Consider the following 25560-nt stretch of genomic DNA (forward strand, 5'->3'; position numbering starts at 1 on the left):
CAGAGCCTCATTCGTGCGGCACCGGACGGCCCGGCTGCTCGCCGCCCCGAGTCTCCCCGTACGAGCGCTTCGGCACCATCACCTTCCGCCGGAAGGTGCACACGATCAGGCCGTCCTGCTTGTAGCCGCGCGTCTCGACGTACACGACGCCGCGGTCGTCCTTGGACTTCGACGGCGTCTTGTCGAGCACTTCGGTCTCGCCGTAGATCGTGTCGCCGTGGAAGGTCGGCTTGACGTGCTTCAGCGACTCGACCTCGAGGTTCGCGATGGCCTTGCCGGAGACGTCGGGCACCGACATCCCCAGCAGCAGCGAGTAGATGTAGTTCCCGACCACGACGTTCTTGCCGAAATCGGTGGTTTCTCCGGCGTAGTGCGCGTCCATGTGCAGCGGGTGGTGGTTCATGGTGATCAGGCAGAACAGGTGGTCGTCGTATTCGGTGACCGTTTTGCCCGGCCAGTGCTTGTAGACCGCACCGACCTCGAACTCCTCGTAGTACCGGCCGAACTGCACTCGTCTTCTCCTGTCCCGCGTAACACCGCGTGAGCCTGGTACGACACGCATCCGTAGTGAGGAGTACCCTCAACCATCGGTGTTCGCGCGTCAACGCGAGCCCCACCACTGTTGCCGTCGGCCCGAAGGAGGTGAGGAACTCGATGAGTAGTGGCGATAGTCCGCTCCCTAGTAGTCCCAGCGTTCCCACCTCACCGGCCTTCCGGCTCATCTCCTGGTAGGCCTTCTCACCCCGGGAACGCTGGTGTGTCGCCGGGCGGACGAATCTTCCGCCCCTGGTCCGTCGTCTCGCACGACCACGCACGACACCAGGAGATCCCATGCCTGCCATTCCCTCGCTCGGCGGCCTCCGCGGCCGCGGCAACAAGGGCACTGTTCCCGTGCGCCCGGTCCCGGTGCCGCTGTCCGCGTACGTCGTCGACTGCGCGGTCTACGTCGGCGGTGAACGCCTGCCCGGCCGCTGGACCCACTCCGAGGCGATCAAGGAAGTCCGGAAGCGGCACGAAGGGTTCGTCTGGATCGGGCTGCACGAGCCGGACGCCCAGCAGATCCAGGGCGTCGCGGACACGTTCGGGCTGCACGAGCTGGCGGTCGAGGACGCCCTCGAAGCGCACCAGCGGCCGAAGCTGGAGCGCTACGACGACACGCTCTTCCTGGTGGTCAAGACCGTCCGGTACGTCGAACACGAGTCGCCCACCACGGCGAACGAGATCGTCGAGACCGGCGAGCTGATGGTGTTCCTCGGCCGGGACTTCGTGATCACGGTGCGCCACGGGAACCATTCGGGGCTGGCGCGGCTGCGCCGCGAGCTCGACGAGGACCCGGAGCGGCTGCAGCTGGGCCCGTCCGCGGTCGTGCACGCGATCGCCGACCACGTCGTCGACCACTACCTCGACGTCACGGGCCGGATCGAGAACGACATCGACGTGATGGAGGCGCAGGTCTTCGCGCCCCGCTCGCAGGTCAGCGCCGAGCAGATCTACCTGATGAAGCGGGAAGTCCTCGAGCTGCGCCGCGCGGTGATGCCGCTGGCGACGCCGATCCAGCGCCTGGCCGAGGGGTACACGCGGCTGGTGCCGGACGACGTCCGCTCGTACTTCCGCGACGTCGCCGACCACCTCACGACGGTGTCCGAACGCGTGGCGGCGTTCGACGAACTGCTGTCCACCCTGGTCGACGCGACCGTCGCCAAGATTTCCCTGCAGCAGAACACCGATATGCGCAAGATCACGTCGTGGGCGGCGATCATCACCGTGCCGACGATGATCGCGGGCATCTACGGGATGAACTTCGACTACCTGCCCGAACTGCACTGGAAGTTCGGGTACCCGCTGGTCATCACCGTGATCCTGGCGATCTGCCTGTTGCTGTACCGAATATTCCGGAAGAACGGCTGGCTCTAGGTCCCCTTTTCTTCCCCACCGTATTCGGAGAGTTCGTGATGCCTCGCATGCTGTCCAACTTGAAGTTCTGGGCGCTCGCGCTCAGCGTGCTGTGGATCGTCGTCATCACTTTCGTCATCGTCGCCGACCCCGGGTTCGCGCACGGGATGAAATAACGGCGGAGCGTCCTATCCTGGGCGCATGCCGAAAGCGCTGGTCGTCTCCGACGAGGTCGACGAGCGGTTGTGGACCGACGCCGTCCGCAGCCACTCCGTCGACCTGGTCATCGGCGCCGGCGACCTGCCCTACGACTACCTGGCGTTCCTGGCGAGCGCGCTCGACGTGCCGTGCGTGTTCGTGCCCGGCAACCACGACCCGGACCTGAGCGGCTACACGCGCTACGGCGGGCTGTCCATGAAGGACGGTTTCCCCACGGTCTGGCCCGGCCCGGCGGGCGGCATCAACGCCGACGGACGGCTCGTCGACGTCGCCGGCCTGCGGTTCGCCGGGCTCGGCGGCTCGATCCGCTACAACGACGGCCCGAACCAGTGGACGCAGCGCCAGCAGGCGCGGCGGGCCCGCGGGCTGGTCCGGCGCGCCCGCTTCCGGCGGTGGCGCGACGGGCGCGGCGTCGACGTCCTGCTGACGCATTCGCCGCCGCTGGACCTGGGCGACCGCGCGGATCCGCCGCACCGCGGGTTCGCCTGCCTGCACCGCACGATCGAGGTGCTGCGCCCGAAGTGGCTGCTGCACGGGCACATCCACCCCCACGGCGAGCTGGTGCCGGACCGGGTCGTCGGCTCGACGCGGATCCGCAACGTGGTGGGCCACCGGATCATGGAGTTCTGATGAAAGAGACGGGATTCCCCCGCGCCGACGCGGAGAACGACTTCCTCCGCGCGCGCCGCGGCCAGGTGCTCTCGCGGCTTTCGACGTGGCTGCGCCGCGAGCCCGACGACGTCAACATCATGCTGCCGTTCCACGAGGTGGTGGAGGCGCTCGGCTACCTCGGCGAGCACCGGATCGGGCTGCGGGTGATCAAGCTGGAGTCGATCGTCGGCACGGTCGACCGCAGCCGCGACTTCGACCGCCGCTTCCGCCCGACGTCGGCCCGCGTCCGCGAGCGCTGGGAACGCCTGGCCCTGGCCGCCCGCCGCGGCGAGGAGATCCCGCCGATCGAGGTCTACCGCGTCGGCGAGCTGCACTTCATCATCGACGGCCACCACCGGGTTTCGGTCGCGATCGCGCAAGGACTGTCCACAATAGAAGCTTCGGTGACGGTGGTGCGCACCAAACTGGACCCGGGCGGCATCCGTCACCGCGGCGACCTGATCGTCAAGGACTACCGCAGGCTGTTCCTGGAGCGCGTCCCGCTGACCGGCCACGCGCGGGCGTCGGTGATCGTGTCGGACCCGTGGGACTACGCACGGCTGGGCGAGCACGTGGAGGCGTGGGGCTTCCGGTTGATGCAGGACGAAGGCAAGTTCTGCGACCGGGCGAGCGTGGCGCAGCGCTGGTTCGAGGAGGAGTTCGTGCCGGTGGTGGGGATGCTCCGGCAGGCGGGGCTGATCGGCGACCGCACGGACGCCGAGGCGTACATGTGGGTGGCGGCGGAGCGGTACCGGCTGATCCGCACCCACCGCTGGGACGACGACGTCATCGAGGCACTGCGGTCACGGCGTCACTAGGTGGTAGACCACCAGCGTCTGCTCGGGTCGCTCGGCGACGTGGAACGCGGCGTGCGGCACGGTGATCACACCCAGTCGGGGGTGCCGGAGGCGCTTGTGGCCGGCGTGGCTGAACTGGATGTCGTAGTGCGGCCACCACTCGCGCACCTCGGGGCTGGCTTCGGTCAGCTCGGCCACGAGCCGGGTGACGCGCGGGTGGCCCGGGTGCCGTCCGGCGATCGCCCGCAGCCGGGCCAGCACGCCGCGCGCTTCCTGCTCCCAGTCGACCAGCACCTCGCGCGCGGCCGCTTCGGTGAAGAGCCAGCGCACGACGTTGCCCCCGCGCCCGATGCCCCGGAACAGCTCCTCGGCGGCGGCGTTGCACGCCAGAACGTCGTAGCAGAGGCCGGTGACGTACGCGGGGTTCTCGCCCAGCAACGCCGGAACGCCCGCGACTTCGGGCGCGGCTTCTTCGCCCACGCTTTCGCCGGGTGTCGCCCCGCCGCCGGCCAGGCGGTGCAGGTGCTCCCGCTCGGCGCCGGACAGCCGCAGCGCGCGGGCCAAGGCGTCGAGCACCTGGCCGGAGGGGCGCACGTCGCGGCCCTGTTCGAGGTAGGTGAGCCAGGTGGCGCTGATGCCGGCCAGCAGGGCGAGTTCTTCGCGGCGCAGCCCGGGAGTGCGACGGCGCCCGGTGGCGGGCAGGCCCGCGTCTTCCGGGGCCAGCCGTTCCCGGCGGCTGCGCAGGAACGCGCCCAGCTCGGTGCCCACCCTGGAACCTCCAGTACCAGAATAACGCGATTCTGGATACCAGGTTAAGGCTGGGCGAGGCTGGACCCATGCAAGCTTGGATCGCGAACGAACAGGACGTACGCCTCTCCGAGGTGCCGGAGCCGACGCTCAAGGGCGGTGGCGTGCTGGTGGAGGTGCTCGCCGCGCACGTCCCCGCGTACACGAACGCCGTGGTGCGGGGCAACCGCGGTGGCCTGCCGGTTCCCCTGGTCCTGGGACCGTCCTGCGTCGGGCGCGTGCTCGCCGTCGCGCCGGACGTCTTCCACGTCGAGCCGGGCGACATCGTGCTGGACACCGCGCTGCTCGACGCGGGCGGCGGCGACGAGGTCCTGGTGGGCTGGGTCGGCCTCGGCGGCTCCGGCGCCGGCAGCGCGCGCACCGACCGCATGCGCGCGGTGTGGCGTGACGGCGTCTTCGCGGAGAAAGCCTTGTGCGCCAAGGAAACCCTGGTCAAACTGCCCGGCGCGGAAACCTACCCGGACCCGGCCCGCCTGGCGTTCCTGCCGTGGCTCTGCATCGCCGCCACCGGCCTGCACGCGGCGGCCCCGGTGGCCGGACGCGACGTCGCCGTCGTCGGCGCGACCGGCCAGCTGGGCGGCGCGGCGGTGCTGACGGCCCTGGCCGAAGGCGCGGCGACCGTGACAGCCGTGGGCCGCAACGAGGAGGCACTCGCCCGGCTGGCCGCGCTCGGCCCGCGTGTGCGCACCCACCGGCTGACCGGCGACCGCGCGGACGACGCGGCGGGTATCGGCCCGGTGGACATCGCCGTCGACACGCTCGGCGCCACGCCGTCGGCGGCCGCGACCATGGCCGCCTACGACAGCCTGCGGGTGCGCGGCACCCTGGTGCTCGTCGGCGGCGTGCGCCACGACCTGACCGTCCCGTACGGCGACCTGATGCACCGCCGCCTCACCCTGCGCGGCTCCTGGATGAGCGACGATCGGACGGTGACGACGGTCTGGCAGCTGGTCCGGTCCGGGGCACTGGACCTTTCGGTCGTCGAGCTGGTGACGGCCGGCCTCGACGACCCGGCGGCCGCGCTCGGCCTGGCCGAGCGCACGACCGGCCTCGGCTTCGTCGCCCTCGTTCCCTAGAAGGCCAGCCCCGGTGTCAACACGACTGCCCGCACCTGCTCCAGCGTCAGCACCGGCTCCGGCCGCTGCGACGGCGTCTGCAGGTCCTTCCGCTCCGGCTCCCCGCTGTCGCTCGCGGAGACCGCCACGTACCCCCAGGGCGCCGACAACGCCGCCCGGTGGACGAGCGCCCCGGTCGACTGGTCCGTCGTCAGCTGCAGGATTCCCTCCGGCAGCCGCTCCACCGAACACGAGATCCACTCGCCCGGCACGCAGGAGGGCGTCGCCGAATTCGGTGTCGGGTACAGCACCACCGACACCGAACCCGTCCCCCGCGCGTCCGTCACCCGGATGTCCGTGCGGAAATCCGTCTCCCGGGGCGCGTCGCCCACCGGGTCCGCGACCACGGCGAACGAGCCCGGCGAAAGCCGCGCGTCCGGTGGCAGCAGCGGGCGCAGCGCGTGTTCCAGCACACAGCTCAAGCGCTCCGCCAAAGCCTCGCGGGTCGACCCGGGCGGACAGGACGGCCCCGCCACCGGAGTCCGGCTCGGCAGCACCACCACCGCCAGCCCGAGCGCCAGGACGGCCACGCACACCGCCACCGCCCCCGTGAGCAGGTACTGACGGCGGGACCGGCGAGCCGCCGTCAGCACCGCCTCGCCGGACAGGCCGAGCGGGGGCTCGCCTTCCGTCACGTAGACCGTCAAGGCCGACCGGACGTCCTCCATCACGACTCCTCCGTCGCCGGCGCCGGCAGGGCCGTGCGCAACGCCTCGACCCCGCGGGCCGTCTGGGACTTGACCGTTCCTTCCGCGACGCCCAGCAGCGCCGCCACCTCGCGCACCGGGAGGTCTTCGAGGAACCGCAACACCACCATCGCCCGCTGCCGGGGCGTCAGCCCGGCCAGCGCGCGCTCGACGTCGAGGCGCAAGGACGTGTCCCGGCCCGGTGGCGACTCGCGCTCCGGCACCGACGACGTCACGTACTCGCGCCCGGAGACCCGGCGGCCGGCCAGGAACAGGTTCAGCAGGATGCGGCGCGCGTACGCGTCGACCGTGCCCGGCCGGACCCGGCGCCAGCGCCGGTACAGCTGGACGAACATGGCCTGGACCAGGTCTTCGGCCGCGTGCCAGTCCCCGCTGAGCGCGAACGCCACCCGCCGGAAGCGCTGGACCCGCGCGGCGAAGTACTCGCTGAAATCGACGTCTCTCGACACACCCCTATTAGTGCGCGAGGCCTCCGGGAGGTTCAAGCGTCCCCCGTGCGAGCTACGCGCAGGTGTCCCCGCGACGGTGACGATTCCCGCGCGCCGGATCCCTAGCGTTCTTCCCAGGCCGCGGGGCTTCCGCCGCGGGTGAGGTGAAGGGGTTTTCATGAAGGTCGTCTGGCAGCTGCTGGCCGTGGCCGCAGCCGCGTTCGTCGGGCAACTGGCGGTTTCCGCGGTGGACGGGAATCCGTGGCTCACGCTGACCCTGGGCGGGTTGACCGCCGTGCTCGCGGTGCTCGCCTACCGGTGGGTGGTGCGCAAGACCGAGCACCGCCCGGTCACCGAGCTCGCCGGGCCGGGCGCCGGGCTCGCGCTCGGCCGGGGGATGGTGATCGGACTCGCGCTGTTCGGGCTCGTCATCGCGAACATCGCCCTTCTCGGGGACTACGACGTCCGGGGCTGGGGCTCCGTGCCCGGCGCGGTGGGGCAGATCGGTTTCATGGCCGCCGCCGCGGTCACCGAGGAGCTGCTGTTCCGCGGGATCCTGTTCCGGTTCGCCGAAAAGTGGGCCGGTACGTGGCTCGCGCTGGTGCTGACCGGCGTGCTGTTCGGCCTGATGCACTTGTTCAACCCGCACGCGAGTCTGTGGGGCGCCCTCGCCATCGCGATCGAGGCCGGCGGCCTGCTGACCGCCGCGTACGTCGCCACGCGCAAGCTGTGGCTGCCGATCGGCCTGCACTTCGGCTGGAACTTCGCCGCCGCCGGGATCTTCGGTGCGGAGGTCTCGGGCAACGGCACCCCGCAGGGCCTGCTCGACGCCGTGACGTCGGGGCCGTCGATCATCACCGGCGGCGACTTCGGGCCGGAAGGCAGCCTCTACTCGGTGCTGTTCTGCGTCCTGGCGGCCAGTGCGTTCCTGTGGGTGGGCCGGCGACGCGGCCGCCTGGTGCCTCGTCGCCGTGCCGAGCGGGCCGACGCCGTCACTACACTTTCCCGGTGATCGATCAGCGGACGGCCGTGGCGCGGTGGCGCCGGCTCGACGTCGTGGTCCGCGACCTCCCGCTCGGGCTGCTGTTCCTGGCCTCGTCGTTCCTGCCGGTGCTCCAGAGCCACGGGACGCAGCTGGGCGGCGTGCCGTCCCGCCCCTTCGACGCGCTGGCCGTCGTCGTGGTTGTCCTCGAAAGCCTCCCGCTCGCCGTGCGGCGGCGGTGGCCCGCGGTGTGCCTGACGCTGGTGGCGCTCGGCTTCGCCGTCGACCAGCTCCGCGGCTACCACTCGGTCGCGGGCACCGCACTCGGTTTCGCGCTGGTCAGCGCCGGAGCCCACCTGGAACGGCGCCGGGGCCTCACCGCTGTCCTGTTCTCCGTGGCGTACGTGGGGTTGGCGATCGCCCTCGCCCACGTCGGTTCGGAACCGCCGTCGGAGCTTGTGACGTTCTACCTGCTCCTGGTGTTCGCCTGGGGCATCGGGGCCTGGCTGCGCACCACCCGCGCCGCGGAGGCCGCGCACCGGCGCCGCGTCGCCGAGGACACCCGGGCCGCCGAGCGCGCCACCATCGCCCGCGAACTCCACGACGTCGTCACCCACCACGTGACGGCGATGGTCGTGCAGGCCGAGGCCGGCCGGTACCTGACGGCCGCTCCCGACCGGCTGGACCAGACCCTGACGGCGATCACCGACACCGGCCGGCGGGCCATCACCGACCTGCGGCACCTGCTCGACCTGCTCAACCCCGGGCACGAAGCCGAGGCACCGGCCGACGGCGGCCTCCTCGCCCTGGTGGAGCAGGCCCGTCAGGCCGGGCAGCCGGTGGAGTTCACCGAGGAGGGCCCGCCCGCGGAGTCCGCCGGCAGCGCCGACCTGGTGGCTTACCGGGTCGTCCAAGAAGGACTGACGAACGCCCTCAAGCACGCCCGCGGCAGCCACACCTCGGTCGAGGTGCGCCACGGCGACCGGGAAATCACCGTGGCGGTCCGCACGGCCGGTTCCGGGAGCGTGTCCCCCGGCGGGAGCGGCCGCGGGCTCACCGGGCTCCGGGAGCGCGTCGGCGTGCTGGGCGGCGACTTCAGCGCGGGCCGCGACGGCGCGGGTTTCGCCGTCTGCGCCCGGATTCCCACCGGGAACCCGTCGTGACCGCGCCGATCCGGGTCCTCGTCTGCGACGACCAGATGCTGATCCGCACCGGCCTGGTGACGATCATCGGCGCCCAGCCCGGGTTCGAGGTGGTGGGCGAGTGCGGCGACGGGCGGGCCGCGGTCGACCTCGCCGCCCGGCTGCACCCGGACGTCGTCGTGATGGACGTGCGCATGCCGGTGCTCGACGGCATCGAGGCCACCCGCCTGCTGGCCGGGGCCGGGGTGCCGCACCCGGTCAAGGTGCTCGTGCTGACGACGTTCAACCTCGACGAGTACGTCTACGAGGCGCTGCGCGCGGGCGCGAGCGGGTTCCTGCTCAAGGACGCGCCGCCGGACCGGCTGCTGCACGGGATCCGCACGGTGGCCACGGGTGCGGCCCTGCTGGATCCGGACGTCACGCGCCGGCTGGTCGGCCGGTACGGCGCCCGGATCCGGCCCGCCGCGGACGCCGCTCCGGACGTCCCGCTGACCCCGCGCGAGCTGGAGGTGCTGCGCCTGCTCGCGGACGGCCTTTCGAACAGCGAGATCGCGGAGCGGCTCTTCATCAGCCAGGAAACGGTGAAGACGTTCGTGTCGCGCATCCTGACCAAGCTGGACCTGCGCGACCGCGTCCAGGCGGTCGTGTACGCCTACCGGCACGGCCTGGTGACGTGACCGGGAAGCCCGGTCACGTCACCGGAACCGCTACATGTGCACGGCGCCCGGCGCCGCTTCCCCCTTCGGGACGCCCGGGCGCAGCAGCAGGCCGCTGAGCACCGCACCCGCCACGTAGATCACCGCGGCCCAGGTGAACGCCGTCGTGTAGCTCTCGATGGCCGCCTCGGCCGCCAGCTGCGGCGTCGGGGCCTTGCCCGCGATGTAGGCCGCGGCCGCGTTGCCGGCCAGCGTCGACAGCAGCGCCGTGCCGATCGAACCGCCGACCTGCTGCATCGTGTTCACCGCCGCCGAGGCGACACCGGCGTCGTGCGCCTCGACACCGAAGGTCGCGACGCTCATCGCCGGCGCCATCGCCAGCCCGATGCCGAAGCCCATCACCAGCAGCGGGCCGAGGACACCGGAGACGTACGTGCTCTCGAGACCGATGCCGCTCAGCCAGAACAGGCCCGCGGCCGCGATCGCCATGCCGGTCGGCACCAGCGGCCGCGGGCCGAACCGCGGCAGCAGCACGGCCGTCGCCGTGGTGGCCGACAGCATCAGCGTCGCCACCATCGGCAGGAACCCGACACCGCTCTGGATCGGCGTGAACTGCAGGTTCTGCTGCACGTAGAACGTCAGGAACAGGAAGATCGCGAACATCCCGATGGCGAGCAGGAACATCGCCAGGTACGAGCCGCCGCGGTCCCGGTCGAGCAGGACGCGCAGCGGCAGCAGCGGGTGTTCCACGCGCTGCTGCAGCCAGACGAACACGCCCAGCAGGACCACGCCGGCGGCCAGGAAGCCCCAGACCGACACCGACGACCACGAGTCCGACTCGGCGTTCGCGAAGCCGTAGACCAGCGCGAACAGGCCGGCCGACGCGGTCACCGTGCCCGGCAGGTCGAGCTTCGGCCGCGGGCCGGCGTCCTTCTGGTTGCGCAGCAGCACCGAGCTGCCGGCGAACGCGATGACGGCGAAGATGATGTTGACGAACATGCACCAGCGCCAGTCGAGGTACTCGGTGAGCACGCCGCCGAGCAGCAGCCCGACCGCCGCGCCGCCACCACCGATGGCGCCGAACACACCGAACGCGCGGCCGCGCTCCTTCGGGTCGGTGAACGTCGTGGTCAGCAGCGAAAGCGTGGCGGGCGCGAGCAGCGCGCCGAACACGCCCTGTGCCGCCCGGGCGACCAGCAGCATCTCGATGTTGGTCGCCGCGCCCCCGAGCGCGGACACCGCGGCGAAGCCGGCCAGGCCGACGAGGAGGGCGTTCTTGCGGCCGAAGAGGTCCGCGAGCCGCCCGCCGAGCAGCAGCAGGCTGCCGAACGCGAGCGCGTAGGCCGTGACGACCCACTGCCGGGCGTCGTTGGAAAAGCCCAGGTCGACCTGGGCGGACGGCAGCGCGATGTTCACGACGGTCGCGTCCAGCACGACCATCAGCTGCGCGATGCCGATCATCACCAGGATCAGCCACCGTCTGTCGTGGTGGGGGTTCTCGGCGGCGCGCGTGTCCCCCGACGGCGCGACGGCGAGTGTGGACTCGGACATGAAGGATCCTCACAGAAAGTGATCGGAAGACTATGTGGAGTAGGTATCTCCCCTTACTCCGCCCAAGGTACACAAGAACCGGAGATGCCGCCTCTACTTCACGAGCTAGACTGGAGGGCATGGCACGGGACGCTGGTCCCGCCGCACCGGCGCGGCCGCTGCGGCGTGACGCTGAACTCAACCGCCGTCGCATCCTCGCGTCGGCCCGCGAAGTGTTCGGCCGGCGCGGGCTCGAAGCCACGCTGGACGACATCGCCCACCACGCCGGCCTCGGCGTCGGCACGGTCTACCGCCGCTTCCCCAGCAAGGAACACCTGGTCGAGGCCATGTTCGCCGACCGGATGGACGAGATCGGCGACCTCGCCGAAGAGGCGCTGAAGGCCGAGGACGCCTGGCAGGCGTTCGTCGACTTCACCTGGAAGTCGATCGAGCTCCACTCGGGCGACCGCGGGCTGCGCGAGATCATGCTGTCGAACAAGTTCGGCCACGAGCACGTGGCCGAGGGAAAAGCGCGCCTGGTGCCGTTGATCACACAACTCGTCGAACGCGCCCAGCGGGCGGGCGGCCTGCGCGCCGACTTCTCCCCGACGGACACCCCGCTCCTGCACATGATGATCGGCTCGGTGATCGAGTTCACGTCCGCGGTGGAGCCGGACCTGTGGCGCCGCTGCCTGGCGATGCTGCTGGACGGCCTGCGGGCTCAGCCCGGTAAACCGTCGAAACTGCCGCGCCCGCCGCTGGAGGTGGACGAGGTGGACGAAGCAATGTCCTGCTGGCGCCCCTGACTCAGGAGCACGCACGGCCCGGACCACGCCCCTGTGGCCCGCGGCAGTTCCCTCCGGCGAGCCGCCCCGGCGAGCGCGGCCAGCACCGGCTCGTCCGCGACGCCGACCACCCGAGGGCACCTCGCCCGGCGGATTCGGAAGCCCGGCCCGAGCCGATGAAGGGCCGTTCCTCCCGCATCCGTTCGGTGCACAGGGCCGGCTGCGGCGCCACCGCACGGCAATCCCGCAGCTTCAGCAACGCCCACAACGCCGTGTCCCGCACCTCGGCGCTGCCCCGGGCAGCGCGTCGGAGGCCTCCGGGAGCCACTCCACGGCTCCATCCGCAGTGCGCCGGCCAGCTCCAGGAACCCCAGGAGCGGTTCGCCTTCGACCAGTTTCGCTTGCCCGCCAACGGCTTACTCGGACGGGATGACCGCCCACATGATCAGGTAGGCCACGAACTGCGGGCCGGGCAGCAGGCACGACAGCACGGCCAGGAGCCGCACGGTGCCGGGCTTCATGCCGTAGCGCCGGGCCAGGCCCGCGCAGACGCCGCCGATCATGCGGCCGTGGCGCGGACGAGACAGCCTCTGAGTGACCGGTGCGCTCATCGTCGTTTCCCTTTCCTCGAACTTCCGATACCACCACTTCACCACCGGAGTACCCACTTCCGCATCGCTCGCGGGGTGGATCGCTCCCTTAGGGGACGGCAAAACCGAAAAAGCTTCATAACGAGGGCGGAATCCCTGCCGCTGCCCGCAAAACTCCCTTGAGCTGCCCGTTTGCCCCGGCCACGGTGGAAAAGATTGAGAGATGTCCCCGTCAGGGCTGGTTTTTCCGCGCGATGTGGTGATACTTGCACCCCGTGAACCCGCGTCCGAAAAGCTTGGCCGTCGCGATGCTCTGCGCCCTCCTCACCGGTGGCTGCACCACCACCCAGGCCGCGCCCGAGCCGGATTCCGGGCCCACGCCGCTGACCGCCGCCGACGCGCTCGGCGACTTCGGCAGCATCGACTACTGCAGCCTGCTCAAGGTGCCCGGCGCGGAAGCCGTCCCGACGTTCGAGGACTGCCACGCCACGGCCGGCCGGCGCACGATCGTCGTCGGGCCGCTGGCCTTCGACTCCGACCCGAACATCAAGCCCTACGACTACGCCGGGCCGGTGCCCGAGGGCGTCGCGATCCAGCAGTCGATGTTCAACGACCGCAGCGCGTGCACCCGCGCCGTCACCTTCGCCGACGGCACCCGGCTGGACCTGTCGGTCACCGACGACACCGGCGACCAGGCGGCCCGCTGCGACGTCGCGGACGCCGCCGTCGGCTCGGCGCTGGCGGCCATCACCGCGCACCGGGTCGGGCGGCTGACCTTCCCGGAGGGCTCGTGGGGCCGGGTGGCGCCGTGCGTCCCGCTCGACAACCACGACCTCGACGCGGCCGCGGGCCCGAACAGCCAGCCGACGATCGGCCTGTCCGGGCACAGCTGCATCCGCGGCAAGGTGAGCTTCAAGCTGACGGTGGAGACGGCAGAACCGGATGGGCCGTCCGAAAGGCTAGGCGGCCGCGACGCCCGCGTCCGGCTCTCGGGTGCGTTCTGCCTGGTCGACACGACCCAGCCGGCCCCGGGCCTGCCGGGCCGCCGCGAACTGGCCGAGATCAGCGTGGTCGAGACGGCCGGCACCGCGGGCGACGCCACCTGCGCCCTCGCCCGCAGCGCCGCGAACGCGATCCTCCCCCGCCTCCCGTGACGCCTCGTGAGTGGGAAACAGTGTTCCAACCCTGTTTCCCACTCACGAGCGCTGCGGCAGAGTCAGTCCTCGTAGGTGAGGTTCTTGCCGTTCGACGGGTCGAACACCTTGATCTTGTCCGCGTCGTACCAGACCTCGAGGTCCGCGTTCTCCTTCGCCGACGACTCCGCCGACAACCGGGCCACGATCTGGGACTCCGCGCCCGGGACGTCGGACGAACCGCTGTCCGCGGCCAGTTCCGCCAGCTCCTCGGACGTCGCCGTCTCGCCTTCCAGCGTGAAGTGGGCGAACTTCTCCGAGCCCATCGACTCGAGCACGTCGATGTGCGCGGTGAACGTGCCGCCGCCCGTCTTCTGCCCGGCCTCGACCAGCGCCGCGTCCTCGAAGTGCTCCGGCCGGATACCGACCAGCACGTCGCGGGGCGCGTTCGCCCGCTCCACCAGCTGCCGGACCCGGTCGGTCAGCGGCGTCGTGCCCAGCGCGCTCCGCAGCTCGTTGTTCTCCAGCGTCGCCGGGACGAAGTTCATCGACGGCGAGCCGATGAACCCGGCCACGAACAGGTTCGCCGGGTTGTCGTAGAGGAACTGCGGCGAGCCGATCTGCTGCACGTACCCGGCCCGCAGCACCACGACCCGGTCGCCCAGCGTCATGGCCTCGGTCTGGTCGTGCGTCACGTACAGCGTCGTCGTGCCGAGCTGCTTCTGGATCTTCGACACCGACGTGCGCATCTGGCCGCGCAGCTTGGCGTCCAGGTTGGACAGCGGCTCGTCCATCAGGAACGCCTTCGGGCTGCGGACGATCGCCCGGCCCATCGCGACGCGCTGGCGCTGGCCACCGGAGAGGTTGGCCGGCTTGCGGTCCAGGTGCGCGGTCAGGTCGAGAATCTTGGCCGCCTCTTCGACCTTCGCCCGCACGGTCTTGTCGTCGACCTTGGCCAGCCGCAGCGGGAAGGCCATGTTCTCCCGGACGCTCATGTGCGGGTAGAGCGCGTAGGACTGGAACACCATCGCGATGTCCCGGTCCTTCGGGGCCTTCTCGTTGACCCGCCGGCCGTCGATGCGCAGCTCGCCGGAGGAGATGTCCTCCAGGCCGGCCACCATGTTCAGCGTCGTCGACTTCCCGCAGCCGGACGGGCCGACCAGGATGATGAACTCTCCGTCGGCGATGGTGATGTCCACTTCGGACACGGCGAGGGCACCGTCGGGGTACTTCTTCGACACCTTGTCGAGCACGATCTCTGCCATAGCGCTACCCCTTCACCGCACCGGAGGTCAGCCCCGCCACGATGCGACGCTGGAAGAACAACACGAACACAATGATCGGGACGGTGATCACGACCGCGGCCGCGCACACCTGCCCCGTCGGGTCCTCGAACTGCGAGGACCCGGTGAAGAACGACAGCGCCGCCGGCACCGTGCGCGACGCCGTGGTCGACGTCAGCGAGATGGCGAACAGGAAGTCGTTCCAGCAGAAGATGAACACCAGGATCGCCGTGGTGAACACGCCCGGCGCGGCCAGCGGCGCGATCACCCGGCGGAACGCCTGTGCCGGCGTCGCGCCGTCCATCTTCGCCGCCTTTTCCAGCTCCCACGGGATTTCCCGGAAGAACGCCGACAGCGTGTAGATCGACAGCGGCAGCGCGAACGTGATGTAGGGCAGGATCAGCCCCGGCCACGTGTCGAACAGCCCGATGTTCCGCTCGATGTTGAACAGCGGCGTCACCAGCGACACCTGCGGGAACATCGCGATCAGCAGCGACAGCCCGACGAGCACCTGCTTGCCGGGGAAGTCCAGCCGGGCGACCGCGTACGCGGCCATCGTGCCCAGCACCACCGCGATCACGGTCGAGATGATCGCGATGCCGATCGAGTTCACCAGCGCCAGCAGGAACTCCGACGTCTGGAAGATGTCCGCGTAGTTCTGCCAGGTCCACGACTGCGGGATGAACGACCCGTCGGTGATCGTGTCCTTGGTCTTGAACGACAGCGAAACCACCCAGAGCACCGGCACCAGCGCGAACACCAGCACGAGGATGTCGACCAGGCCCCACCTGACCTTGCGGCCCGTCGTGACGGTTCCCATCGCCATCAGCGCTTACCCCCGTTGTCCGAACCCGGTGCGGCCGTGCCGAACACCTTGATGAAGATGAACGCGATGATCGCCACCGTGATGAAGATCAGCACCGCCATCGTCGACCCGATGCCCAGGTTGAGGCCCTTGACCAGGTTGTCGTAGGTCTGCATGGACACCGACCCGGTGTCCTGCGCGCCGTTGGTGAGCACGTAGATGTTGTCGAAGATGCGGAACGCGTCGAGCGTGCGGAACAGCAGCGCCACCAGGATCGCCGGCTTCATCACCGGCAGCATCACCTTGGTGAACCGCTGCCACGCGCTCGCGCCGTCCATCGCCGCGGCCTTGAGCAGGTCGTCCGGCACCAGCGCCAGGCCGGCCATCAGCAGCAGCGCCATGAACGGCGTGGTCTTCCACACCTCGGCGCCGATGATGATGAACAGCGACGGCCACTGCTCGGTCAGCGGGGCCGCGTCCGAGGCGAGCATGTTCGCCAGGTAGCCGGTCTTCGGCGTCCACGCGTAGTACCACGAGAACGCCGCGACGACCGTGACGATGCCGTACGGGATCAGCGCGACGGTGCGGACCAGGCCGCGGCCGACGAGCGTCCGGTGCATGATCAGCGCCAGCGCCATGCCGAGCACGAACTCGATCGCCACCGACACGACGGTGAGGAACATCGTGGTGCCGAACGCCGTCCACCAGTACGAACTGGACAGCACGGCGGCGTAGTTGTCGAAGCCGATGAACTGCTGCTGGGCCGGGAAGCGCAGGTCGTACCGCTGCAGCGACAGCCAGATCGAGTAGAGGATCGGGTAGCCGGTGACCGCGATCATCACGATGAACGCGGGCGCGCACAGCCACAGCCCGAGCCGCCGCTCGGCCTTCTTCCCTTCGGAGAGGGCGGGTTTGCCCTGCTTGCGGGCCGTCGCCCCTTCGGCGACCGGGGCCCCGGTGGTCCCGGCCGGGGTCGAGTCCTGGACGGTCACGGGATCACTCCCTTCGACTGGAGCGCGTCACCGAGCTGCTCGCGCAGCTTGGCCGCGGTGGCCTGCGGGTCGATGTCCGACGGCGGCGAAAGCACCTTCGAGATGACCGTCGAGGCGTTCTGGTACGCCGGGGTCAGCGGGCGCACCGCGGCGGTCTTCAGCGCGGCGAGGATGGCGTCGCGCATCGGGTACTGGATCGCCATGTTCGGGTTGTCGGCCGAAGCCGGCTTGCCCGGGTCGAGCGGAACGTCGTTGTGGTACACCGATTCGATGCTCGGCGGCACCCCGTCGTTGATCGCGGAGATCTTCTGGCTCTCCGGGCTGCGCAGGCACAGCGCCGCTTCGAAGGCCTCCGGCTTGTGCTGCGAATACGTGCTCACCGCCAGGTCGAACCCGCCGATCGTGGTCCGCGCGGGCATCCCGGCCTGCGCCGCGGGGTAGACCGCCCACTTGAAGTGCGGCAGGTCCGCCTTCTTGTCCTTGGCGTAGGCGGCGTAGACGTACGGCCAGTTGAGCTGGAAGGCGGCCTGGCCGCGCTGGAACGCCTGCCGGATGTCGTCTTCCTTCATGTTGCTCAGCGACGGGTCGGTGAGCCCCGAGGTCGAGACCTTCTTGAGCAGCTCCAGCGCCTTCACGGCGCCTTCGTCCATCACCACGGACTTGCCGTCGTCGGACAGGATGTGCCCGCCCATCGAGGCGACCAGCGTGTTGTAGAAGACGACCAGGCCTTCGTACTGCGCGCCGGTGAACACGATTTCGTAGGGCTTGCCCTGCCCCTTGAGCTCCTGGGACTTCTGCATCATCTCGTCCCAGGTGGCCGGTGGCTTCGGCGTCACCCGGTCGTCGTACCAGAGCAGCTGGACGTTGGTGTTCTTCGTGGCCGCGTACAGCTTCCCGTTGTGGGTCGCGGTGTCCAGCGGCCCCTGCAGCACACCCTGCGACGCCGCTGCCTTGTTCTGGCCGGTCCATTCCTCGGCCCAGCCGGCTTCGGCGAACTCCGAGACCCACGTGACGTCGAGGCCCAGGATGTCCATGGCGGTGTCACCCGCCGCCAGCCGGCGCGCCATCTGCAGCCGCTGGTCGTCCGCTCCACGCGGGAGTTTGTTGTAGATGATTTCGTACCGGCCGGCGGCCTTCACGTTGCAGCCGTCGACCACTTTCTGGAAGTTGTCCTCGGGCGACATGTAGATGTTGATCTTGAGCCCGGAACTCGTCGCGCAACCGGCGAGCATGCCGGTCACCAATGCCCCTGCCCCCAGCAGGACGGCGGTGCGGCCGGGCGACCGTCCTCGTTTGCCCGCGCCGATCCTCTTCCCCATAAGGCCTCCTCACCCGCGTGCACGCCGGTTACCGCGGAACCCGGTGGGCACCGCGACGCGATGAGGCGAAACCGCGCCAGCACCCCGACGTGCTAGTGCTCGGGCCGCCGCGCTGCAGGGCGAGGCCGCCCGACTGGTGTCGGCCAACTTATGCCGGGCGATCACACCCCGCAAGCAGTATCGGTAACGATTCAGCGCACCGCGCGCCGAATCGTGATTTTCCCGTGCTAAAGCTCGGGTTTCTCAGGGGTTCGCGGACGGCGGTTTCAGCGCCAGCTTGGCGAGCAGTTCCCGGCCCTGTTCCGCCGAGCGCGGCTGGCACAGGACGTCGTAGCGGCCGGCGACGAGCTGGCTCGCCGAGGAGAAGTCCCGGCGGCCCCGCGACATGCTGTACCCGATCGCGGCGAACATCAGCCCGGACAGCACGCCGAGCACCAGCCCGGTGAGCACCTGCAGCGCGAACCCCTGGTTGACGAACAACCCCAGCAGCAGCCCCGCGAACAGGCCGAACCACGCCCCGGACACCGCGCCGGTACCGAGCACGCGGCCCCAGCTGAGCTTGCCGATCACCCGCTCGACGAGCATCAGGTCGACGCCCACGATCGTGACGTCGCCGACGGCGAACTCGCTGTCGGCGAGGAAGTCGACCGCCTTCTGCGCCTCGCCGTAGGTCGCGTACGACCCGATCGGCCAGCCGGTCGGCGGGGTCGGCAGCCGCGGCAGGCCACCGGGCGCCCGCCCCCCGCCAAAGGGACTACTCACCATCATCACCTGCGCACTCGTGGTCCTGGGCGTCCATCTTGTCAAGAACCCACCGGCGGTGCGAGCCGCTTACCCCGAAAGGCCGGGCGCGATTTGTCGACAGAGCGACAAACGTCGTTCAGGACCGCGATTTGTACTCCCGCAGCAGGCCGCGGCTGATGATGGTCTTCTGGATCTCGCTGGTGCCCTCGCCGATGAGCAGGAACGGTGCCTCACGCATGAGCCGCTCGATCTCGTACTCCTTCGAGTACCCGTAGCCGCCGTGGATGCGGAACGCGTCCTGCGTGACCTCCGCGCAGTACTCGGACGCGATCAGCTTCGCCATCCCGGCTTCGACGTCGTTGCGCGCGCCGGAGTCCTTGAGGCGGGCCGCGTTCACCATCATCAGGTGCGCCGCCTCGACCTTGGTCGCCATCTCGGCCAGCTTGAACGCGACGGCCTGGTGCTCGGCGATCGCCTTGCCGAACGTCTTGCGCTGCTGGGCGTACTCCACGGCGAGCTCGAACGCCCGGATCGCGATGCCGCAGGCGCGGGCCGCCACGTTGACGCGGCCGACCTCGACACCGTCCATCATGTACGCGAAGCCCTTGCCCGGCGCCTCGCCGAGCACCATGTCGGCACCGATCCGGTAGCCGTCGAAGACCGCTTCGGTCGTGTCGACGCCCTTGTAGCCCATCTTGTCGATCTTGCCGGGGATGGTCAGCCCGGGCGCCACCTCGCCGAAGCCCTCCGGCTTCTCGACCAGGAACGTCGTCAGGTTCTGGTGGGGCTTCTCGGCGCCTTCGTCGGTCTTCACCAGCAGCGCGATCAGGTTGGACGACCCGCCGTTGGTCAGCCACATCTTCGAGCCGTCGATGACGTAGCCGTCATCGGTCTTCTTCGCCTTGGTCTTGATGGCCGCGACGTCCGACCCGAGGTCGGGTTCCGACATCGAGAAGGAGCCGCGGACCTCGCCGGTGGCCATCCGCGGCAGGAAGTGCTGCTTCTGCGCCTCGGTGCCGTGGCGGGAGATCATGTGCGCCACGATGAAGTGGGTGTTGATCACGCCGGACACGCTCATCCAGCCCCGCGCGATCTCCTCGACGACCAGCGCGTAGGTCAGCAGCGACTCGCCGAGCCCGCCGTACTCCTCCGAGATGGTGATCCCGAACAGGCCCATTTCCTTCATGCCCGCGACGATGTCGGCGGGGTAGGTGTCGGCGTGCTCGAGCTCCTGGGCGTGCGGGATGACCTCCTTGTCCACGAACTGGCGGACGGTCGCGAGGATCTCCGACTGCACGTCGGTCAGGCCGGCGGTCTGGGCGAGACGGGCCATCACGGCTCCCTTTCCGGAGTAGGACGCCGCTCCCGGCGCTGGGTTACCGGTGAGTATGACCCGAAAGCCGAAACCCTGCTATGAGGGCGCTCACGCTCCGGGGAACCGAACCGGGCCGGGACGTCCCCGGCTAACGTGGTCCCCACACGCACGAGGGGACCCGCCATGATCGACCCGTCCGGGGAAAAGGACCGTCCGGCCGCCGACCCGACCGCGGCGTACGACCCGCCGCCGACGGCGGACCCGGCGCCGTACGAGCCGGAGAACTACGACCCGCCGGCCGTCGACGCCACCGGCGCCGAGGCGTCCGCGACGGGCACGACCGCCACCGCGGACGCCCCTCCTGCCGACACCACCGCCACCGTCGCGGCGGACGTCCCGCCTGCCGCCGAGCAGACCGTCACCTCCGAGCAGCCCGGTCAGCTGCCGCCCGGCGCGTACGAGACGCCGGCCGCGTACATCCCCGGCACGCCCTACGCGCCTCCCGGCCAGCCCTACCCGCAGCAGCAGTACCCACCCGCCTACGGGCAGCCGTACTCGGCGCCCTATGCGCAGCCCCTCCCGTACGGCTCGCCGTACGCGGCCCCGCGCACGCAGGACAACGCGCTGGCCATCGGCGCTCTCGTGTGCTCGATCCTGGGCTTCTGCTCCGGGATCACCGCGATCGCCGGGCTCGTCATGGGCCACATCGCGCTGAGCAAGACCAACCGCGGCGAGGCGGGCGGCCGCGGGCTGGCCACGGCCGCGGTGATCGTCGGCTACGTCGTGATCGCGTTGTGGGTCGGCTTCCTCACCACCCTGATCATCCTGGGCACGACGGCCCCCTGAGCGGTCAGTCCGCCGACGGCAGCACGGCGTCGCCGGGGCTGCGCGGCGACGGCGTCGCGTGGCCGTTCACCTCCGGCTTCGCCTCGGCCACCTCCGGCTGGGGCTCCGGCTCGGCCGCCGGGGCCCGCTTCGGCGTCTGCGCGTCGAGGAACCGCAGCAGCTCCACCGGGAACGGCAGCACCAGCGTCGAGTTCTTCTCCGACGACACCTGCACCACGGTCTCCAGCAGCCGCAGCTGCAGCGCCGATGGCGTGTCGGCCATCGTCGCGGCGGCCTGCGCGAGCTTGTGCGACGCCTGCAGCTCACCGTCGGCGGAGATGACGCGCGCGCGCCGTTCCCGCTCCGCCTCGGCCTGCCGCGACATCGAGCGCTTCATCGCCTCCGGCAGCGCGACGTCCTTGATCTCCACGCGGTCGATGTGGATGCCCCAGTCCAGCGCCGGGCTGTCGATCATCAGCTCCAGGCCCTCGTTGAGGCGCTCGCGGTTGGACAGCAGGTCGTCGAGCTCGCTCTTGCCGATGATCGAGCGCAGCGACGTCTGCGCGACCTGGCCGACCGCCGACCGGTAGTCCTGCACGTTGACCGCCGCGACGACCGGGTCGATCACCTTGAAGTAGACGACGGCGTCGACGCGGACCGTGACGTTGTCGCGGGTGATGCCGTCCTGGGCCGGGATCGGCATGGTCACGATCTGCATGTTGACCTTCTGGAGCCGGTCGGCGAACGGCACGAGCACCGCCAGCCCGGGTTCGCGGACGCGGGACCGCACCCGCCCGAACCGGTAGATCAGCCCGCGTTCGTACTGCTTCACGACGCGCACGCTCGACGCGAGCCAGACTCCGCCCGCGAGGACGACGGCGCTGAGGATCTCCACCACCATGACTGCTCCCGGGGTTGCGTTTCCCCTTGAAAGCCCAGCGTACGCCCGCCTGGCAGCTGACGAAATGCGTTGGACGCGGCTGCCAGGGTGGGGTGGTGACCGATCTTCGCGTTCCCCCGCTGTTCGCCGCCCGCGCGCCGAAGGTGCTCGGGCCGGAGGCCGTCCCGTGGCTCGCGGCGCTGCCCGAGCTCGCCGCGGAGTACGCCCGGAAGTGGGGGTGTGCGTTCGAGGGTGAGGCGATGCACGGCTACGTCGGCGTGGTGCAGCCCGCGCGCCTGGCCGACGGCACGCCGGTGGTGCTGAAGCTGGGCTGGCGGGACGCGGAGTCCGCCGACGAGCCGCTCGCACTGTCCACATGGGCCGGCCGGGGTGCCGTGCTGCTGGAGTCCGCGCCGGACGACGGCGTCCTGCTGCTCGAACGGCTCGACCCCGACCGCACCCTCGGCGACCTCCCGCTGCGCTCGGCGATCCCGCTCATCGGCGGCCTGGCGCGGCGCCTCGCCGTCCCCGCACCGGTGTCGATGCGGCGGCGGCTGCATTCCGAGGCGGCACGGCTGACCGAAGAACTCCCGCGTCGCTGGGCGGAGCTCGGCGAGCCGTTCGAGAAGCGGCTCGTCGACGACGCCGTCGCGATCTGCCGCGAACTCGGGCCATCGGCCGGTGACCTGCTGGTGAACGAGGACCTGCACTTCCAGAACGTCCTGGCGGCCACCCGCGAGCCGTGGCTGGTGATCGACCCCAAGCCACTGGCGGGCGACCTCGAGTGGGGTGTCATCCCGCTGTTCTGGAACCGCTTCACCGAGTCCACACTGGACGAACGGTTCGCGCTGATCGTCGCTTCGCACGAACTGGACGCTGAACGCGCTCGCGCCTGGACGCTCGTGCGCGCGGTGCAGAACTGGATCTGGATGATCGAAGAGTTCGCGGAAACCGGCGAAGACAGCGACGACCCGGCCTTCGTCACAGTGGCGGAAATCGCTCCCTGGGCGGCCAGCCGATAGTGTCAGCGGCATGGCCGCGGTCAACAGGGTTTTCGCAGCTCAGCTGTCCGGGTTGCCGGTATTCGGCCCGGACGGCGAGTCGATCGGCCGCGTCCGCGACCTGGTCGCCGGGCTGCGCCTGGACGCCCAGCCGCCGCGGATCCTCGGCCTGGTCGTCGAGCTGAGCACCCGGCGGCGGGTCTTCGTCCCGATGCTGCGCGTCACCTCGATCGAGCCGTCCGCCGTGACCCTGGCCACCGGCTCGGTCAACATGCGCCAGTTCAACCAGCGCCCCAACGAGGTCCTGGTGCTCGGCCAGCTGCTCGACGCGCACGCCACGCTGGCCGGCTCCGACACCCGGATCACCGTCGTCGACGCCGGGATGGAGCCGACCCGCACCCGCGACTGGGTGCTGGCGAAGCTCGCCATCCGCGAGCGGCGGCTCGGGCTGGGCCGCCGCCGCTCGGCCATGCAGGTGCTGCCGTGGTCGGAGGTGGCCGGGCTCGGCCTCACCGACCTCGCCCGCCAGCCGCAGGGGGCCGGGCAGCTGCTCATGCTGTTCGACACCATGCGGCCGGCCGACATCGCCGCGACGGTGCGCGACCTGCCGCTCAAGCGGCGGCACGAGGTCGCCGACGCGATGGACGACGAGCGCCTCGCCGACGTCATCGAGGAACTGCCGGACGACGACCAGAAGGAGCTGCTGGCCTACCTGGCCGAGGAGCGCGCGGCCGACGTCCTGGAGGCGATGAACCCCGACGACGCGGCCGACCTGCTGGCCGAGCTCGCCCCGGCCGACCAGAGCCGCCTGCTGGAGCTGATGGAGCCGGAGGAGTCCGCGCCGGTGCGGCGGCTGCTGGAGTACTCGTCGGACACCGCGGGCGGCCTGATGACGCCGGAGCCGGTGGTGCTGACCCCGGACACGACGATCGCCGAGGCGCTGGCCCACATCCGCAACGCCGAGCTGCCGCCGGCGCTGGCGAGCATGGTGTTCGTCTGCCGCCCGCCGACGGCGACGCCGACCGGGCGCTACGTCGGCGTCGTCCACTTCCAGCGCCTCCTGCGGGAGCCGCCGGCCGAGCTGGTGGCCAGCGCCGTGGACACCGGGCTCCCGCCGTTGAAACCCGGGGCGTCGCTGGCCGAGGTCACGCGGTACTTCGCGGCCTACAACCTGACCTGCGGGCCGGTCGTCGACACCGAAGACCACTTGATCGGCGCGGTGACCGTCGACGACGTCCTCGACCACCTGCTGCCGGAGGACTGGCGGGAGACCGGGCTGCACGACACCTTGGAGGAAGACCGTGCCTGAGCTGACTTCGGGACGGCGGCTGGACCAGCCCCGCGGCCAGAACCGGTTCAGGCTGAACATCGACCCGGACACGTTCGGCAGGCTGTCCGAGCGGCTGGCCCGGTTCCTCGGCACCGGGAAGTACCTGTTCTGGCAGACCCTGATCGTCATCGTGTGGATCGTGCTGAACATCACGGCGGTGTCGCTGCAGTGGGACCCGTACCCGTTCATCCTGCTCAACCTGGCGTTTTCGACGCAGGCGGCGTACGCGGCGCCGTTGATCCTGCTGGCGCAGAACCGGCAGGACGACCGCGACCGCGTCTCCCTGGAGGAGGACCGCAACCGCGCGGCGCAGACGAAGGCGGACACGGAATACCTGGCCAGGGAGCTGGCGGCGCTGCGGCTGGCGATCGGCGAAGTGGCCACGCGCGACTACCTCCGCACCGAGCTGGACCGGCTCCGGGAGGACCTGTCCATCCAGCCCAGGAAGTCCCGCACTCCTACCGGCTCGTAACATGGACTGGGTGACCAGTACGCAGCAGCTCCCCAGCGTCGACGATGTCCGCAGCGCGCTGAAGAGCGTGCAAGACCCCGAGATCCGGAAACCCATCACGGACCTGGGGATGGTCAAGGACGTGGTCGTCGGTGACGACGGCGTCGTCACGGTCGGGATCTACCTGACGGTGGCGGGCTGCCCCCTGAAGGCGACGCTGACCAACGACACCCGCGACGCCGTTTCGAAGCTCCCGGGCGTCGTGGACGTTCGCGTGGAGCTGGACGTCATGAGTGACGAGCAGCGCTCCGAGCTGCGGAAGTCCCTGCGCGGCGACGCGGCCGAGCCGGTGATCCCGTTCGCGCAGCCGGGCTCGATGACCCGGGTGTACTGCGTGGCCTCGGGCAAGGGTGGCGTCGGCAAGTCGTCGGTGACGGTCAACCTGGCGGCGGCGATGGCCGCGCGCGGGTTGTCGGTCGGTGTCGTGGACGCGGACATCTACGGCCACTCGATCCCCCGCATGCTGGGCGCGCGCGAGAAGCCGACCAAGGTCGACACGATGATCATGCCGCCGCAGTCCCACGGCGTGAAGGTGATCTCGATCGGCATGTTCACCCCGGGCAACACGCCGGTGGTGTGGCGCGGCCCGATGCTGCACCGGGCGTTGCAGCAGTTCCTGGCGGACGTGTTCTGGGGCGACCTGGACATCCTCCTGCTGGACCTGCCGCCGGGCACCGGCGACATCGCGATCTCGGTGGCCCAGCTGATCCCGAACGCCGAGATCCTGGTGGTGACCACCCCCCAGCAGGCGGCGGCCGAGGTGGCCGAGCGGGCGGGGGCGATCGCGCTGCAGACGCGTCAGCGCGTGGCCGGCGTCATCGAGAACATGTCGTGGCTGGAGCAGCCGGACGGCTCCCGCCTGGAGCTGTTCGGCTCGGGCGGCGGCCAGGCGGTGGCTTCGTCGCTGTCGAAGTCGATCGGCTCGGAGGTGCCGCTGCTCGGGCAGGTCCCGATGGACCCGCGGATGGTCTCGCAGGGTGACGCCGGCGAGCCGTTGGTCCTGGCGGCGCCGGAGGCCCCGGCGTCGGTCGTCCTGCAGGAAGCGGCCAAGAAGCTGACGGTCCGGGCCCGTGGGCTGGCCGGGATGATGCTGAACGTCACCCCGGCCGGCCGCTGAGCG

Annotated in this window: 27 protein-coding genes; 14 read left to right on the forward strand and 13 right to left on the reverse strand. The window is 70.5% G+C overall.

Going from position 1 to position 25560, the window contains the following annotated elements; genetic code table 11:
• Positions 1 to 7 precede the first annotated feature (7 nt).
• Positions 8 to 511 (reverse strand): MaoC family dehydratase, encoded by a 504-nt coding sequence (locus tag IE317_RS26765; RefSeq protein ID WP_191314103.1) that lies wholly within the window; start codon positions 509 to 511, stop codon positions 8 to 10.
• Between the two features lie 320 nt (positions 512 to 831).
• Between IE317_RS26765 and corA the strand changes: the two genes are divergently transcribed.
• From corA to IE317_RS26780, 3 genes are all read left to right on the forward strand, one after another.
• On the forward strand, positions 832 to 1914 hold the full coding sequence (corA, locus tag IE317_RS26770) for a magnesium/cobalt transporter CorA (protein ID WP_191314104.1): 1083 nt from the start codon (positions 832 to 834) through the stop codon (positions 1912 to 1914).
• A 180-nt stretch (positions 1915 to 2094) separates the two neighbouring features.
• The gene (locus IE317_RS26775; RefSeq protein ID WP_191314105.1) at positions 2095 to 2742 is read left to right on the forward strand and encodes a metallophosphoesterase family protein; all 648 of its coding nucleotides are present in this window, start codon (positions 2095 to 2097) and stop codon (positions 2740 to 2742) included.
• Positions 2742 to 3581 carry a chromosome partitioning protein ParB gene (locus IE317_RS26780; RefSeq protein WP_191314106.1) on the forward strand — a complete coding sequence of 280 codons (840 nt, stop codon included), beginning with the start codon at positions 2742 to 2744 and terminating at the stop codon, positions 3579 to 3581. The genes IE317_RS26775 and IE317_RS26780 overlap by 1 nt, the downstream gene beginning before the upstream one ends.
• Here the strand turns inward: IE317_RS26780 and IE317_RS26785 are convergent.
• Positions 3567 to 4328 carry a helix-turn-helix transcriptional regulator gene (locus IE317_RS26785; RefSeq protein ID WP_191314107.1) on the reverse strand — a complete coding sequence of 254 codons (762 nt, stop codon included), beginning with the start codon at positions 4326 to 4328 and terminating at the stop codon, positions 3567 to 3569. The genes IE317_RS26780 and IE317_RS26785 overlap by 15 nt on opposite strands.
• Positions 4329 to 4396: 68 nt before the next feature.
• On the opposite strand from IE317_RS26785, the gene IE317_RS26790 reads away from it, so the two are divergent.
• Positions 4397 to 5443 (forward strand): zinc-binding dehydrogenase, encoded by a 1047-nt coding sequence (locus IE317_RS26790; RefSeq protein ID WP_191314108.1) that lies wholly within the window; start codon positions 4397 to 4399, stop codon positions 5441 to 5443.
• Here the strand turns inward: IE317_RS26790 and IE317_RS26795 are convergent.
• Complete coding sequence (locus IE317_RS26795; protein ID WP_191314109.1) at positions 5440 to 6150, reverse strand: hypothetical protein; 711 nt, start codon at positions 6148 to 6150, stop codon at positions 5440 to 5442. The two genes, IE317_RS26790 and IE317_RS26795, sit on opposite strands and share 4 nt — an antisense overlap.
• Positions 6150 to 6638 (reverse strand): SigE family RNA polymerase sigma factor, encoded by a 489-nt coding sequence (locus tag IE317_RS26800; protein ID WP_191314110.1) that lies wholly within the window; start codon positions 6636 to 6638, stop codon positions 6150 to 6152. Before IE317_RS26800 ends, IE317_RS26795 begins: the two co-directional genes overlap by 1 nt.
• 157 nt (positions 6639 to 6795) lie before the next feature.
• Between IE317_RS26800 and IE317_RS26805 the strand changes: the two genes are divergently transcribed.
• The 3 genes from IE317_RS26805 to IE317_RS26815 are packed head-to-tail and all read left to right on the forward strand — an operon-like array spanning position 6796 to position 9418.
• Positions 6796 to 7629 (forward strand): CPBP family intramembrane glutamic endopeptidase, encoded by an 834-nt coding sequence (locus tag IE317_RS26805; RefSeq protein WP_191314111.1) that lies wholly within the window; start codon positions 6796 to 6798, stop codon positions 7627 to 7629.
• A complete protein-coding gene (locus IE317_RS26810) occupies positions 7626 to 8762 on the forward strand; it encodes a sensor histidine kinase (protein ID WP_191314112.1) in 1137 nt (378 codons plus the stop codon). The genes IE317_RS26805 and IE317_RS26810 overlap by 4 nt, the downstream gene beginning before the upstream one ends.
• Complete coding sequence (locus IE317_RS26815) at positions 8759 to 9418, forward strand: response regulator (protein ID WP_191314113.1); 660 nt, start codon at positions 8759 to 8761, stop codon at positions 9416 to 9418. The genes IE317_RS26810 and IE317_RS26815 overlap by 4 nt, the downstream gene beginning before the upstream one ends.
• 30 nt (positions 9419 to 9448) lie before the next feature.
• Here IE317_RS26815 and IE317_RS26820 read toward each other — a convergent pair whose 3' ends face one another.
• On the reverse strand, positions 9449 to 10948 hold the full coding sequence (locus tag IE317_RS26820; protein WP_191314114.1) for an MFS transporter: 1500 nt from the start codon (positions 10946 to 10948) through the stop codon (positions 9449 to 9451).
• 119 nt (positions 10949 to 11067) lie between these two features.
• Here IE317_RS26820 and IE317_RS26825 point away from each other — a divergent pair, with 119 nt between their 5' ends.
• Positions 11068 to 11733, forward strand: coding sequence for a TetR/AcrR family transcriptional regulator (locus tag IE317_RS26825; protein WP_191314115.1), 666 nt, complete (start codon positions 11068 to 11070; stop codon positions 11731 to 11733).
• 395 nt (positions 11734 to 12128) lie between these two features.
• Here IE317_RS26825 and IE317_RS26830 read toward each other — a convergent pair whose 3' ends face one another.
• Positions 12129 to 12323, reverse strand: coding sequence for a PspC domain-containing protein (locus tag IE317_RS26830; protein ID WP_191314116.1), 195 nt, complete (start codon positions 12321 to 12323; stop codon positions 12129 to 12131).
• Positions 12324 to 12610: 287 nt separating this feature from the next.
• On the opposite strand from IE317_RS26830, the gene IE317_RS26835 reads away from it, so the two are divergent.
• The gene (locus IE317_RS26835; RefSeq protein WP_191314162.1) at positions 12611 to 13456 is read left to right on the forward strand and encodes a hypothetical protein; all 846 of its coding nucleotides are present in this window, start codon (positions 12611 to 12613) and stop codon (positions 13454 to 13456) included.
• Between the two features lie 62 nt (positions 13457 to 13518).
• Here IE317_RS26835 and IE317_RS26840 read toward each other — a convergent pair whose 3' ends face one another.
• From IE317_RS26840 to IE317_RS26865, 6 genes are all read right to left on the reverse strand, one after another.
• Positions 13519 to 14700 carry an ABC transporter ATP-binding protein gene (locus tag IE317_RS26840; protein WP_191314117.1) on the reverse strand — a complete coding sequence of 394 codons (1182 nt, stop codon included), beginning with the start codon at positions 14698 to 14700 and terminating at the stop codon, positions 13519 to 13521.
• Positions 14701 to 14704: 4 nt separating this feature from the next.
• Positions 14705 to 15544 carry a carbohydrate ABC transporter permease gene (locus tag IE317_RS26845; protein WP_191314118.1) on the reverse strand — a complete coding sequence of 280 codons (840 nt, stop codon included), beginning with the start codon at positions 15542 to 15544 and terminating at the stop codon, positions 14705 to 14707.
• Entirely contained in the window at positions 15544 to 16515 is a 972-nt protein-coding gene (locus tag IE317_RS26850) for a carbohydrate ABC transporter permease (protein ID WP_191314119.1), read from the reverse strand. The genes IE317_RS26845 and IE317_RS26850 overlap by 1 nt, the downstream gene beginning before the upstream one ends.
• Positions 16512 to 17834, reverse strand: coding sequence for an ABC transporter substrate-binding protein (locus tag IE317_RS26855; RefSeq protein WP_191314120.1), 1323 nt, complete (start codon positions 17832 to 17834; stop codon positions 16512 to 16514). Before IE317_RS26855 ends, IE317_RS26850 begins: the two co-directional genes overlap by 4 nt.
• A 243-nt stretch (positions 17835 to 18077) precedes the next feature.
• Complete coding sequence (locus tag IE317_RS26860; RefSeq protein ID WP_167455155.1) at positions 18078 to 18602, reverse strand: general stress protein; 525 nt, start codon at positions 18600 to 18602, stop codon at positions 18078 to 18080.
• 112 nt (positions 18603 to 18714) lie between these two features.
• Positions 18715 to 19911 (reverse strand): acyl-CoA dehydrogenase family protein, encoded by a 1197-nt coding sequence (locus IE317_RS26865; protein ID WP_191314121.1) that lies wholly within the window; start codon positions 19909 to 19911, stop codon positions 18715 to 18717.
• Positions 19912 to 20076: 165 nt separating this feature from the next.
• Between IE317_RS26865 and IE317_RS26870 the strand changes: the two genes are divergently transcribed.
• Positions 20077 to 20739, forward strand: coding sequence for a DUF4190 domain-containing protein (locus IE317_RS26870; RefSeq protein WP_191314122.1), 663 nt, complete (start codon positions 20077 to 20079; stop codon positions 20737 to 20739).
• Between the two features lie 4 nt (positions 20740 to 20743).
• Here the strand turns inward: IE317_RS26870 and IE317_RS26875 are convergent, their stop codons facing one another.
• Positions 20744 to 21619 carry a slipin family protein gene (locus IE317_RS26875; protein WP_191314123.1) on the reverse strand — a complete coding sequence of 292 codons (876 nt, stop codon included), beginning with the start codon at positions 21617 to 21619 and terminating at the stop codon, positions 20744 to 20746.
• Positions 21620 to 21711: 92 nt separating this feature from the next.
• Here IE317_RS26875 and IE317_RS26880 point away from each other — a divergent pair, with 92 nt between their 5' ends.
• Genes IE317_RS26880 through IE317_RS26895 form a run of 4 tightly spaced genes read left to right on the forward strand, consistent with a single transcriptional unit; the run spans position 21712 to position 25557 of the window.
• Positions 21712 to 22620 carry an aminoglycoside phosphotransferase family protein gene (locus tag IE317_RS26880; RefSeq protein WP_191314124.1) on the forward strand — a complete coding sequence of 303 codons (909 nt, stop codon included), beginning with the start codon at positions 21712 to 21714 and terminating at the stop codon, positions 22618 to 22620.
• A 10-nt stretch (positions 22621 to 22630) separates the two neighbouring features.
• Positions 22631 to 23908 carry a magnesium transporter MgtE N-terminal domain-containing protein gene (locus IE317_RS26885; protein ID WP_191314125.1) on the forward strand — a complete coding sequence of 426 codons (1278 nt, stop codon included), beginning with the start codon at positions 22631 to 22633 and terminating at the stop codon, positions 23906 to 23908.
• Complete coding sequence (locus IE317_RS26890) at positions 23901 to 24401, forward strand: DUF1003 domain-containing protein (RefSeq protein ID WP_191314126.1); 501 nt, start codon at positions 23901 to 23903, stop codon at positions 24399 to 24401. The genes IE317_RS26885 and IE317_RS26890 overlap by 8 nt, the downstream gene beginning before the upstream one ends.
• 10 nt (positions 24402 to 24411) lie before the next feature.
• On the forward strand, positions 24412 to 25557 hold the full coding sequence (locus IE317_RS26895) for an Mrp/NBP35 family ATP-binding protein (RefSeq protein ID WP_191314127.1): 1146 nt from the start codon (positions 24412 to 24414) through the stop codon (positions 25555 to 25557).
• Positions 25558 to 25560: the final 3 nt, after the last annotated feature.

This window comes from Amycolatopsis bullii (genome assembly GCF_014654205.1).
Classification (GTDB): Bacteria; Actinomycetota; Actinomycetes; order Mycobacteriales; family Pseudonocardiaceae; genus Amycolatopsis; species Amycolatopsis plumensis.